This window comes from Kineococcus sp. GCM10028916, from assembly GCF_042674865.1.
In the GTDB taxonomy this organism is placed as follows: domain Bacteria; phylum Actinomycetota; class Actinomycetes; order Actinomycetales; family Kineococcaceae; genus Kineococcus.
Genome location: NZ_JBHTFM010000013.1, coordinates 45,483 through 57,544 on the forward strand (window position 1 = coordinate 45,483; position 12,062 = coordinate 57,544).

12 protein-coding genes are annotated in these 12,062 nt (G+C 71.4%); 4 read left to right on the forward strand and 8 right to left on the reverse strand.

The features are described 5' to 3' along the window. Positions 1-58: 58 nt before the first annotated feature. From ACFQ46_RS11635 to ACFQ46_RS11665, 7 genes are all read right to left on the reverse strand, one after another. Positions 59-484: a hypothetical protein gene (locus ACFQ46_RS11635; protein WP_380259651.1), complete on the reverse strand. Its 426-nt coding sequence runs from the start codon at positions 482-484 to the stop codon at positions 59-61. A gap of 17 nt (positions 485-501) precedes the next feature. Then, positions 502-942 (reverse strand): hypothetical protein, encoded by a 441-nt coding sequence (locus ACFQ46_RS11640; RefSeq protein ID WP_380259652.1) that lies wholly within the window; start codon positions 940-942, stop codon positions 502-504. A gap of 2 nt (positions 943-944) precedes the next feature. Then, positions 945-1,685: a 4-hydroxy-tetrahydrodipicolinate reductase gene (gene dapB, locus ACFQ46_RS11645; RefSeq protein WP_380259653.1), complete on the reverse strand. Its 741-nt coding sequence runs from the start codon at positions 1,683-1,685 to the stop codon at positions 945-947. Continuing rightward, the gene (locus tag ACFQ46_RS11650; protein ID WP_328292010.1) at positions 1,682-3,067 is read right to left on the reverse strand and encodes a pitrilysin family protein; all 1,386 of its coding nucleotides are present in this window, start codon (positions 3,065-3,067) and stop codon (positions 1,682-1,684) included. The genes dapB and ACFQ46_RS11650 overlap by 4 nt, the downstream gene beginning before the upstream one ends. Before the next feature lies 1 nt (position 3,068). Beyond that, positions 3,069-5,309 (reverse strand): polyribonucleotide nucleotidyltransferase, encoded by a 2,241-nt coding sequence (locus tag ACFQ46_RS11655; RefSeq protein WP_380259654.1) that lies wholly within the window; start codon positions 5,307-5,309, stop codon positions 3,069-3,071. 216 nt (positions 5,310-5,525) lie between these two features. Next, a complete protein-coding gene (gene rpsO / locus ACFQ46_RS11660) occupies positions 5,526-5,795 on the reverse strand; it encodes a 30S ribosomal protein S15 (protein ID WP_328292012.1) in 270 nt (89 codons plus the stop codon). Between the two features lie 90 nt (positions 5,796-5,885). Then, positions 5,886-6,824, reverse strand: a complete 939-nt coding sequence (locus ACFQ46_RS11665) for a bifunctional riboflavin kinase/FAD synthetase (protein WP_380259655.1) — start codon at positions 6,822-6,824, stop codon at positions 5,886-5,888. Between the two features lie 61 nt (positions 6,825-6,885). On the opposite strand from ACFQ46_RS11665, the gene pgi reads away from it, so the two are divergent. Then, complete coding sequence (pgi, locus tag ACFQ46_RS11670) at positions 6,886-8,571, forward strand: glucose-6-phosphate isomerase (protein WP_380259656.1); 1,686 nt, start codon at positions 6,886-6,888, stop codon at positions 8,569-8,571. Between the two features lie 57 nt (positions 8,572-8,628). Beyond that, positions 8,629-8,775: a hypothetical protein gene (locus ACFQ46_RS11675; RefSeq protein WP_328292015.1), complete on the forward strand. Its 147-nt coding sequence runs from the start codon at positions 8,629-8,631 to the stop codon at positions 8,773-8,775. Here the strand turns inward: ACFQ46_RS11675 and ACFQ46_RS11680 are convergent. After that, positions 8,759-9,682 carry a sugar-binding transcriptional regulator gene (locus ACFQ46_RS11680; protein ID WP_380259657.1) on the reverse strand — a complete coding sequence of 308 codons (924 nt, stop codon included), beginning with the start codon at positions 9,680-9,682 and terminating at the stop codon, positions 8,759-8,761. The genes ACFQ46_RS11675 and ACFQ46_RS11680 overlap by 17 nt on opposite strands. A gap of 131 nt (positions 9,683-9,813) precedes the next feature. Here ACFQ46_RS11680 and xylB point away from each other — a divergent pair, with 131 nt between their 5' ends. Together xylB and ACFQ46_RS11690 are read left to right on the forward strand one after the other, a co-directional pair. Further along, on the forward strand, positions 9,814-11,304 hold the full coding sequence (gene xylB, locus ACFQ46_RS11685; protein WP_380259658.1) for a xylulokinase: 1,491 nt from the start codon (positions 9,814-9,816) through the stop codon (positions 11,302-11,304). Beyond that, complete coding sequence (locus tag ACFQ46_RS11690; protein ID WP_380259659.1) at positions 11,291-12,058, forward strand: GolD/DthD family dehydrogenase; 768 nt, start codon at positions 11,291-11,293, stop codon at positions 12,056-12,058. Before xylB ends, ACFQ46_RS11690 begins: the two co-directional genes overlap by 14 nt. Positions 12,059-12,062 lie beyond the last annotated feature (4 nt).

Below are 12,062 nucleotides of genomic sequence, written 5' to 3' on the forward strand. Positions count from 1 at the left end.
CGCGCTCGTGCTCCACCCGACCGCTGGAACCCGACAGCACGAGGACCGCCGCCGGCGGTCATGCGGGGTGGACGCGCAGGTCCATCGCCGCGTAGGGCGGGATCTCGTCGTCGAGGGCGACGTTCTCCATCCGGACGAGCAACTCCTCGGCGTCCGAGGTGTCGACGACGATGCGCCAGCGCCACTGACCGGGGACGTAGTCGTAGCCGACGCTCCAGACGCCGGGCTCGACGGACCCGGCGAGCACCTGCGCCTCCGGGGTCTGGTGCCAGGAGTCACCCCACAGGGCCAGCGCAGAGCCGTCGGGGCCGGGGCCGAGGACCAGCAGCCCGTCCTGGGCGCCGTCGTCGGGGTGCAACCAGGTGTAGGCGAGGGAGACCAGGTTCCCGCCGGCGCCTTCCGTCACCTCCGCGGTGGCCACGGCGTCGTGGGCCGCGTCGGTGGGCATCAACCGGAAGGCGTTCGATCCCGTCCACGTCGTCATGGCGCAGGATCGTAGGGTCAGCGGCCTCGGTGCAGCTTGACCGCGTGCCGTGCGGCGGCCCGGCCGCGCTTGCGGTCACCGGCCGCGTCGTAGCCGATCGCCAGCCGGTACCAGGCGCCCGCGTCGTCGGGGCTGGCCTCCACCTCGTCCTTCGCGGCCTGCCACAGGACGGAACCGGCCTCGCGGTCGATGCGCCCGGCCACGGTGCGGGCCAGGTCGTCCTCGGGCAGTTCCCCGCGCGCGGCGAGTTCGCGACCGAGGCGTTCCGTCGCGAGCCCGAACATGAGCTCCCGCACGACGGCCCACAAACCGACGACGGGCAGCAGGAACAGCGCGATGCCGAGCAGGATGCCGGCCCACTCACCGGTCGCGGCCAGCTGGTAGCCCAGCCGGCCGAGGAACACGAAGTAGAACAGCAGGGCCGCGACGCTGACCGCGACGATGATCTTGACGCGCACGGTCAGTCCAGGTCCAGGTAGTGCTCGAGGCCGACGGTGACCCCGGGACGGTCGGCGACCTGACGCACACCCACCAGCAGACCCGGCATGTACGCGGCGCGGTCGTAGGTGTCGTCGCGGATCGTCAGGGTCTCCCCCGGCCCGCCCAGGATGACCTCCTGGTGGGCGGTCAGCCCGCGCATCCGGACGGCGTGCACGTGGATCCCGTCGACGACGGCGCCGCGGGCTCCGGGGAGTTCCGTGGTCGTCGCGTCGGGCGACGGGCCGAGGCCCGCCTCGGCCCGTGCGGCCGCGATGAGGCGGGCCGTGCGGATCGCGGAACCGCTCGGCGCGTCGACCTTCGCGGGGTGGTGGAGTTCGACGACCTCGACGGACTCGAAGAACTTCGCGGCCTTCGCCGCGAGCTGCATGACCAGCACCGCCCCGATGCCGAAGTTCGTCGCGACGAGGACGTTGCGACCGGCGGCCGAGGCCCAGGCCTCGACCTGGGCGATCCGCTCGGCGGTGAAGCCGGTGGTGCCCGTCACGACGTGCATCCCGTGCGCCAGGGCCCACTCGACGTTGGCCATCACCTGGTCGGGGACGGTCAGGTCGACCACGACGTCGGCCCCGGTGGCCGCGTCGAGGGAGTCACCGCGACCGAGGGCCGCGACGAGTTCCAGGTCGGCGGCGGCCTCGAGAACCGCCACCGCCTGCGAACCCATGCGGCCCCCGGCCCCGAGGACCGCGACGCGGATCGTCACTGGACGACGCCGGTGAATCCGCTGTCGTCGCTGAACGGTCCGACGACGGTCACCGAACGCGGCCGGGAGAGCAGGTCCGCCGCCAGGACGCGGACGTCCTCGGCGGTGACGGACCGCACGTTGGCCAGCACACCGTCGACGTCGAGGAACTGCCCGTGGGTGAGTTCGGACTTGCCGAGCCGGTTCATCCGCGACCCGGAGTCCTCGAGCCCCAGCACGAGACCACCGGTCAGCTGACCGACGCCGCGCGCGAGCTCCTCGGACTCCATCGGGGTGGAGGCGAGCTTCGCCAGCTCGGCCAGCATCAGGTCGGCGACCTGGGCGGCCTTGGCCGGTGAGCAGCCCGCGTACAGCCCGACGTAGCCGGAGTCGGCGTAGTTGGCGTTGAACGAGTACACCGAGTACGCCAGGCCCCGCTTCTCGCGGACCTCCTGGAACAACCGGCTGCTCATCCCGCCCCCGAGGACGGCGTTGAGCACCGACATCGTGAACCGGCGGTCGTCCGTGGCGGTGATCCCGGTCATCCCGAGCAGCACGTGGGCCTGCTCGGTCTGGCGGTCCACCACGAGCGAGCGACCCTTCTCCAGCCCGCCGCCGACCTCACCGCTGATGCGGCGCGGACGGGGAGCGGCCTGACCGAGGTCGCCCGCGGCGCGGTCCAGCTCACGCTGGACGCAGGCGACGACCTCGTCGTGGTCGAGACCACCGGCAGCGGTGAAGACCAGCGAGGAGGGCTGGTAGTGCTCGCGGTAGTGCGCCCAGACGTCGTCGCGCCCGACGGCGCGGATCGTGTCGGGGGTGCCGCCGATGGGCCGGGCCAGCGGGTGCCGGCCCAGGACGAGCTCGGCGAACTTCTCGTGCGCGACGTCGCCCGGGTCGTCGTCGTTCATCGCCAGCTCCTCGAGGATGACCTCGCGTTCGCTGGTGAAGTCGTCGTCGTCGAGGACGGCCGAGGTGACCATGTCGGTGACGACGTCGATCGCCATCGGCAGGTCCGCGTCGAGGACGCGCGCGTAGTAGGTCGTGTGCTCCTTGCCGGTGGCGGCGTTCGCCTCACCCCCGACGGCGTCGAACGCGGAGGCGATGTCCATCGCGTCCCGACGTTCGGTGCCCTTGAAGAGCAGGTGCTCGAGGAAGTGCGTCGAGCCGAAGTGACCCTTCGTCTCGTCGCGCGAGCCGACACCCACCCAGCACCCGATGCTCGCGGAGCGCTGACCGGGCATGGCCTCGGTCAGGACGCGGGCACCGCAGGGCAGGACGGTCCGCTTGACGATCGACCCCTGCTCCACCTGGGCGGGGGTGGACAGGACGGTGGTAGCGGGAACCCCGCCGGCTGCCACGACGGGCAGCTCGACGGGGTTCCCGGGAAGCGTGGACGACACGTCAGGCGTCGGTCGTCTCCGTCGCGGGTGCCTCCTCGGAGGCCTCCTCCGCGACGACGGGGACGAGGGACAGCTTGCCGCGCGGGTCGATCTCGGCGATCTCGACCTGCACCTTCTGGCCCACCGAGACGACGTCCTCGACGTTGTCGACGCGCTTGCCGCCGGAGAGCTTGCGCAGCTGCGAGATGTGCAGCAGGCCGTCCTTGCCCGGCATGAGCGAGACGAACGCACCGAAGGTGGTCGTCTTCACGACGGTGCCGAGGTAGCGCTCGCCGACCTCGGGCATCGTCGGGTTGGCGATGGCGTTGACCGCTGCGCGGGCCGCCTCCGCCGAGGGGCCGTCGACGGCCCCGATGAACACCGTGCCGTCGTCCTCGATGGAGATGTCGGCGCCGGTGTCCTCCTGGATCTGGTTGATCATCTTGCCCTTGGGCCCGATGACCTCGCCGATCTTGTCCACGGGGACCTTCACGGTGATGATCCGCGGCGCGGTCGGCGACATCTCGTCCGGGGCGTCGATGGCCTCGGCCATGACGTCGAGGATGTAGAGACGCGCGTCGCGGGCCTGGGTCAGCGCGCCGGCGAGCACCGAGGCGGGGATCCCGTCGAGCTTGGTGTCGAGCTGGATCGCGGTGACGAACTCCTTGGTCCCGGCGACCTTGAAGTCCATGTCACCGAAGGCGTCCTCGGCCCCGAGGATGTCGGTCAGCGCCGCGTAGCGGGTCTCACCGTCGACGGTGTCGGAGATGAGGCCCATCGCGATGCCGGCGACGGCCGCGCGCAGCGGGACACCGGCGTTGAGCAGGGACAGCGTCGAGGCGCAGACCGAACCCATCGAGGTGGAACCGTTGGAGCCCAGCGCCTCGGAGACCTGACGGATCGCGTAGGGGAAGTCCTCGCGGGCCGGCAGCACCGGCACGAGCGCGCGCTCGGCGAGGGCGCCGTGCCCGATCTCGCGACGCTTCGGCGAACCCACGCGGCCGGTCTCACCGGTCGAGTAGGGCGGGAAGTTGTAGTTGTGCATGTAGCGCTTGCGCGTCACCGGCGACAACGTGTCGAGCTGCTGCTCCATGCGGAGCATGTTCAGCGTGGTGACCCCCAGGATCTGGGTCTCGCCGCGCTCGAAGAGCGCCGAACCGTGCACGCGGGGCAGGACCTCGACCTCGGCGGACAGCGTCCGGATGTCGGCCAGACCGCGGCCGTCGATGCGGACCCCGTCCTTGAGGACGCGCTGGCGGATGAGGGTCTTCTGCACCGAGCGGTACGCGGCGGAGACCTCCTTCTCGCGCCCGGCGAAGCCCGCGGCGAGCTCGCCCTTGACGCGGTCCTTGATCTCGTCGATCCGGGACTCGCGCTCCTGCTTGCCGGCGATCTGCAGCGCGACGACCAGCTCGGTCGCGGCGGAGTCGAAGACGGCCTGGTAGACGTCGTCCTGGTAGTCCGGGAACGTCGGGAAGGCGGCGGTCGGCTTGGCGGCGGTGGCGGCCACCTCGGCCTGCGCGCGCACCAGCTCCGCGATGAACGGCTTGGCCGCCTCGAGGCCCTGGGCCACGATCTCCTCGGTCGGGGCGGTGGCGCCCTGTTCCTTGATGAGGTTCCAGGAACCCTCGGTCGCCTCGGCCTCGACCATCATGATCGCGACGTCCTGCGAACCGTCGGCTGCGGTGACGACACGGCCGGCGACGACCATGTCGAAGACGGCGCGCTCGAGCTCGGAGTAGCGCGGGAACGCGACCCACTGGCCGTCGATGAGCGCGACGCGCACGCCACCGACCGGGCCGGAGAAGGGCAGACCCGAGAGCTGGGTGGACAGCGACGCGGCGTTGATGGCCACGACGTCGTAGGCGTCGTCGGGGTGCAGCGCCATGATCGAGACGACGACCTGGACCTCGTTGCGCAGGCCCTTGACGAAGCTCGGGCGCAACGGACGGTCGATGAGACGGCAGGCCAGGATCGCCTCGGTGGAGGGGCGACCCTCACGACGGAAGAACGAACCGGGGATCTTGCCGGCGGCGTAGCTGCGCTCTTCGACGTCGATCGTCAACGGGAAGAAGTCGAACTGGTCCTTCGGGGTCTTGCCGGCGGTGGTGGCGCTCAGCAGGAAGGACTCGCCATCGAGGTAGACCGCGGCGGAACCGGCGGCCTGCTTGGCGAGGCGACCCGTTTCGAAGCGGACGGTGCGGGTGCCGAACGAACCGTTGTCGATGACGGCTTCGGCGGCAGTGATTTCGGGACCCTCCAAGGGTTCCTCCTCCAGGTTGCGGTGCGGATGTGCGACACCCGCGCGCCCCGGCCTTCGATCGAGGCCCACGGAAGCCGGAGCTTCCGGAGGCCACTACCGAGGACCGGTGCGACGCTGCGCGGTGTCACGGTGAGTCTGCCGCGAGTGCGGCTGGAACGTGCGACAGGGGTGGTCCCGAGAGTCGGGACCACCCCTGTCGTCAGGCCCCTGACCAGGTCAGCGGCGGATGCCGAGACGCTCGATGATCGAGCGGTAACGGTTGATGTCCTTCTTGGCCATGTACTTCAGCAGGTTGCGGCGCTGGCCCACGAGGAGCAGCAGGCCACGACGGCTGTGGTGGTCGTGCTGGTGCATCTTGAGGTGTTCGGTCAGGTCACGGATGCGCTGCGTCAGCATCGCGACCTGGACCTCCGGCGAGCCGGTGTCACCCTCGGTGAGGGCGTACTCGGTCATGATCTTCTTCTTGACGTCTGCGTCGAGGGGCACTCGTGTCTCCTGAACCTCGTTGCGCGGTGCCACGGGGCTTGTCCACCCGGGCTCTCTGGATCCGCGGCCGATCGAACGGCAACACCCAGACTACAGCAGGATCTCGCGGCACCTCGCGACGTCGCGCTCCATCTGCTGCACGAGGGGCTCGATCCCCTCGAAGCGCTGGGTGGGCCGCAGGTGGGCCACGAAGTCGAGGTCGACGCGCTCCCCGTAGAGGTCCAGGCCCTGCTGGTCGATGCAGAACGCCTCGAGCTGACGACGCACCCCGTCGAAGGTCGGGTTGGTGCCGATCGAGACGGCCGCGGGCAGCCGGTCGCCGTCGCGGCGGGTCAACCAGCCCGCGTACACGCCGTCGGCCGGGACCAGCCCGTCGGCGTGCACGGTGTCCAGGTTGGCCGTCGGGTAGCCGAGCTCGCGGCCGCGGTGGTCACCGTGCACGACGGTGGAGCTGACCCGGTGCCGGTGGCCGAGGATCGCCGCCGCCCGCTCGACGTCACCGGCGGCCAGGGCCTCGCGCACGGCCGTGGAGGACCACCGGGAGGAGTCGCCCTGGCCGCCGAGGTCGGCGAGCACGACGACCTCGAACCCGAACCGGGCGCCGAGCTCCTGCATGGTGGCGAGGTCGCCGGCGTTGGCCTCGCCGAAGCGCACGTCGTGGCCGACGACGACGACGGCGGCGTGCAGCGCGTCGACGAAGACCTCCTCCACGAAGCGCTGCGGGCTCCAGCTCGCGAGCTCGCGGGTGAAGGGCATCACCAGGACCGCGTCCAGGCCGGTCTCCTGCAGCAGGTCGAGGCGGCGGGTGAGGCCGGTGAGCAGCCCGGGGGCGCGCTCGGGGTGCAGGACCTGCAGCGGGTGCGGGTCGAAGGTCACCGCGGCGGAGACCAGGCCACGGGCGCGGGCCAGGCCGACGACCTCGCCGAGCACGGCCGCGTGCCCGCGGTGCACCCCGTCGAAGTTGCCGATGGTGACCACCGACGGGCCGAACCCGGGTCCGACGTCTGACAGGTCATCCCACCGCTGCACGCGAACACTGTGCCAGCAGCCGGTCGCGCGCTCCGCACACGGGCTGACTAGCGTCACCCTCATGAGCACTGGACCTGTGGACCCGACCACCACCGCGGCGTGGTCGTCGCTGACCGAGCACCGGTCGGGCAGCACCCCCGACCTGCGGGGCTGGTTCGCCGCCGACCCCGAGCGCGCGCGGTCGCTGACCTTCGACGTCGCCGACCTGCACGTGGACCTCTCCAAGAACCTCGTCACCTCCGACACGCTCGCCCTGCTCCTGCAGCTGGCCGAGGAGACCGGTGTCCTCGCCCGCCGCGACGCGATGTTCGCCGGCGAGCACATCAACGTCACCGAGGACCGCGCCGTCCTGCACACCGCGCTGCGCCGACCGGCCGGAGCCGCACCGGCCCTGAGCGTGGACGGGCAGGACGTCGACGCCGACGTGCAGGGTGAGCTCGAGAAGGTCTTCGCCTTCGCCGAGGCCGTCCGCTCCGGTGAGTGGAAGGGCGTCACCGGGAAGCCGATCGCGACCGTCGTGAACATCGGCATCGGCGGTTCCGACCTCGGTCCGGTGATGGCTTACGAAGCCCTCAAGCCGTTCGTGCAGGCCGGGCTGGAGTGCCGCTTCGTCTCCAACATCGACCCCACCGACGTGGCCGAGACGACGAAGGACCTCGACCCCGAGACGACCCTGTTCATCGTCGCGTCCAAGACGTTCGGGACCCTGGAGACCCTCACCAACGCGCGGCTGTCGCGGAAGTGGTTGTGGGAGCGGCTGTCCGCAGCCGGAGTCCTCGCCGACGACGACACCGCCCGCGCGGACGCCGTCGCCAAGCACTTCGTCGCGGTGTCGACCGCGCTGGACAAGGTCGCCGCGTTCGGCATCGACCCGGCCAACGCGTTCGGGTTCTGGGACTGGGTGGGTGGTCGCTACTCCGTCGACTCCGCGATCGGCACCTCGCTGGCCGTCGCCGTCGGGCCGGACCACTTCCGCAGCTTCCTGTCCGGTTTCCACACCGTGGACGAGCACTTCCGCACCACCGCGCCCGAGCAGAACGTCCCGCTCCTCATGGGTCTGCTCAACGTCTGGTACGTGAACTTCCTGGACGCCCACACCCACGCGGTGCTGCCGTACTCGCAGTACCTGCACCGCTTCGCGGCGTACCTGCAGCAGCTCACGATGGAGTCCAACGGGAAGTCCGTCCGCTACGACGGCGAGGCCGTCACGACGCACACGGGCGAGGTGTTCTGGGGTGAACCCGGCACCAACGGCCAGCACGCGTTCTACCAGCTGATCCACCAGGGCACGCGGATCATCCCCGCCGACTTCGTCGCCTTCGCGACCCCGACGCACCCGCTGGTGGACGGCGACGCCGACGTGCACGCGCTGTTCATGGCGAACTTCTTCGCCCAGACCAAGGCGCTCGCGTTCGGCAAGACGGCGGAGGAGGTGCGGGCCGAGGGCACCGCCGAGGAGGTCGTCGCGGCCCGGGTGTTCTCCGGCAACCGGCCGACCACCTCGATCATGGCGCCCTCGCTGACCCCGGCGGTGCTCGGTCAGCTCATCGCGCTCTACGAGCACATCACCTTCGTCGAAGGTGCCGTCTGGGGCATCGACAGCTTCGACCAGTGGGGTGTGGAACTCGGCAAGAAGCTGGCCCTGGAGATCGCGCCGGCGCTCACGGGTGACACCGACGCGCTGCTGGCGCAGGACGCCTCCACGGGTGACCTGATCCGGTACTACCTGTCCCACCGCACGAACTGACGCCGCGGGCACCGCCGGGATGAGGGCAACCTCACCCGGCGGTGTTACGTTGCGCGCGTGAGCAAGAAGCGGGACCTGCCGAAGTCCAAGTGCTGCGAGTCCAAGGACAGGTGCCGCCGCTGCCCGATCCGCATGCTCAAGGAGGGCACCCTGCCCGCCGGCTACACCGTGAAGAAGCGCCGGCTCGTCAAGACCGGCGACTGAGCAGTCGCCGGGCGAGGTGGACGTCGGTCACGATCGAGTTCAGCAACCCGGACCGCAGGATCGCGTGGACGGCGGCCGTCTTGCCCCGACCACCCCCGACCCCGACCACGTCCGGGACGGCACGCAACTGCGCCTCGTTGATCGCGATGCGCCGGGTGTCGAGACCGAGGATCCGCCGGCCTTCCGCATCGACGAGCAGTGCCCCCGTCTCGCCGACGACACCGGCGGCGGCGAGCCGCGCGGTCTCCTCGTCCCCGATGAGCGCGGGGATCTGCGACAGCTCCTGCGACCAGGCCCCGATCGCGACGACGGCCTTCGTGACGCGCCCGTAGGCCGCGAACGTCGAGCGGAACGCCCGGTGCGAACGCATCGCCTCGGCCGTGCGTGAGTCCGCCACGACGATCGGCGCGAACAACGAGAACACCCGTCCGCCGCTGGCCTCGCTGACGACCCGGGTGATGTCGGTCGCGGTGTCGCCCAGGGCGCCACCCATCCCGGTGATCTGCACGACGTCGCAGCCGGCGATCCCGCCGAGGTGGCCGGTCATCTCCCGCAAGGTCCGGCCGCAGTCGATCCCGAGCAGGTCGTCGGCCGTGACGATCTCGCGCAGGAGTTCGCCGGCGACCTGTCCGAGGGGTTCTCGCACGCGTCGTTCGTCGGCGGTCTGCACGGCCAGCGCCCGGCGCAACCCGTAGCGCAGCCGAAGTTCCTCGGAGAGTTCGTAGTCGATCCCCGCGGGGGCCCGGACCTCGATGCGCACGATCCCCGCCTCCAGCGCGGCCTGCAGGATCCGGCCGACCTTGAACCGGGACAACCCCCGCTCGCTGGCGATGTCGACGCGGGACACACCGTCGACGTAGTGCCGGCGCGCGATCGCGACCAGTTCGGTCAGTTCTTCCGGACCCACGCGCTCATCCGAGCAGATGACACCCCAGGAGCGCACACCGGGTGCTCACATGAGCAGCTGAGTTGACCGGGCGAGCAGCCGGCCGCAAGATTCCCGCCGGAGGAGACGTTTCGCGACGGAGCGGAGGGCGCATGGGTCTGGTGCTGGGGATCGATTCCTCGACCCAGTCGTGCAAGGCAGAACTGCGGGACGTCGACAGCGGCGAACTGCGCGGTACGGGGCGTGCCCCGCACCCACCGGCGACGGGTCCGGTCAGCGAACAGGACCCGCAGGAGTGGTGGTCGGCGCTCGGGACCGCCTGCGCGGCAGCCCTGTCCGCGGCGAACGTCGACCCGAGCGACGTCGTCGCGGTGTCCGTCGCGGCGCAGTGCCACGGACTCGTGGCCCTCGACTCCGCCGGTGCCGTGATCCGGCCCGCGAAGTTGTGGAACGACACCACCTCCATCGACGAGGTGGCCCGTCTGCGGGAACTCCTGCCCGACGCCGACTGGGCCCGCCGCACCGGTTCCGTCCCCACGGCCGCGTTCACCATCGGCAAGGTCGCCTGGCTCGCCCGGTACGAACCGGAGAACCTGCGCCGCACCACCACCGTGCTCCTCCCCCACGACTACCTCACGTTCCGGCTCAGCGGCGAACGGGTCACCGACCGGTCCGAGGCCAGCGGGACGGGGTACTTCGACGCCTCCGCGGACGGTGGCCGGGGCCGGTACCTGCCGGACCTGCTGGAACTGGTGGATCCGCAGATCGACTGGAGTTCGACCTTCCCGCGGGTCGCCGGGCCGTCCGAGGTCGCGGGCGAGCTCACCACCGAGGCCGCGGAGTTCCTCGGGGGCCACCCGGGAACCCTCGTGGCCGCCGGCGGAGGTGATCAGCACGCCGCCGCCCTGGGCCTCGGAGTCGCTCCCGGGGACGTGACCTTCTCGCTCGGGACGAGCGGCGTCGTGTTCACCCCGAGCACCACCGCGGTCCACGACGCGAGCGGAACCGTCGACGGCGTCGCGGACTGCACCGGTGGGTACCTGCCCCTGGTGTCCACGCTCAACGCCGCCCGCGTCACCGACCAGTTCGCCCGGTTGCTGGGGGTGGACGCCGCGGAGTTCGCAGAACTCGCCCTCGCCGCGGGGACGGACACCGGACCCGTGCTGATCGCCCACCTCGACGGGGAACGCAAACCCGACCTCCCACGGGCCCGGGGTACGCTCACCGGCATCACCTCGGCCACCACCCGCAAGGAGATCGCCCGGGCCGCCCACGAGGGCGTCCTGCTCGGTCTGGTGCGCGGACTGGAGCACCTGCAGCGCAACGGGGTGGACACCGGTGGCCGGGTCCTCGTCGTGGGCGGGGGAGCACGCTCCCCCGCCCACCGCCACCTCCTGGCCGACCTCCTGCAGCGCGAGGTCGAACTCCCCGACGCCGACGAGGCCACCGCCCGCGGAGCGTGCGTCCAGGCCGCGGCCGTCGCGACCGGCGCCGACGTGCGCACGGTGCGCGACGCCTGGCGGCCCGGAACCCTGCTGCGCACCCCACCACGCCCGGTCCACCGCGACCCCCGGGCCCACTACGCCAGGGCCGCGAAGGCCACCGAAGACCTCTGGAACGGAGACCACCGTGTCGAACCCTGAACCGACCGACGCCGACGTCGACCTGTCCTTCCGCCTCGGCGGACGCACCGCCCTCATCACCGGTGCCGCCTCGGGCATCGGCAGCGCCATCGCCGGGGCCTTCGCCGCCGCGGGAGCACGCATCGTGCTCGTCGACCTGAACGAGGAGGCGGCGCTCGCCCGCGCCGCGGAACTCGGGGACGGACACGTGGGCCTGGCCGGGAACGTCGCCGACCCGGACTCCGTCGCGGCGTTCGCCGCGTCCGCCGGACCCGTCGACGTCCTCGTCACCTGCGCGGGGATCGTCGACCTCGCCCCGGCCGAGGAACTCGACCCGGCGGTCTTCGTCCGGACACTGTCGATCAACCTGACCGGGACGTTCCTCACCGCCCAGGCCGTCGGGCGCGGCATGCTGGAACGCGGCCGCGGCAAGGTCATCACGATGGCCTCGCAGGCCGCCTCGGTGGCCCTCGACGGGCACGCGGCGTACTGCGCCTCCAAGGCGGGGGTGGTCGGACTGACCCGGGTCCTCGCCTCGGAGTGGGCCGGTCGCGGGGTCACGGCGAACTCCATCTCCCCCACCGTCGTGCTCACCGACCTCGGCCGGAAGGCCTGGGACGGACCGAAGGGCGAGGCCGCCAAGGCCGCGATCCCGACCGGACGCTTCGCCCTCCCCCGCGAGATCGCCGGAGCCGCGCTGTTCCTGGCCTCCGGCGCCTCGGACATGGTCAACGGCACCGACCTCGTGGTCGACGGCGGCTACACCATCCGCTGAGGAC

Coding starts and splice junctions, on each gene's coding strand:
- ACFQ46_RS11635 (WP_380259651.1), bottom strand. CDS start 484: ATGACGACGTGGACGGGATCGAACGCCTTCCGGTTGATGCCCACCGAC.
- xylB (WP_380259658.1), top strand. CDS start 9,814: ATGGGTCTGGTGCTGGGGATCGATTCCTCGACCCAGTCGTGCAAGGCA.
- pgi (WP_380259656.1), top strand. CDS start 6,886: ATGAGCACTGGACCTGTGGACCCGACCACCACCGCGGCGTGGTCGTCG.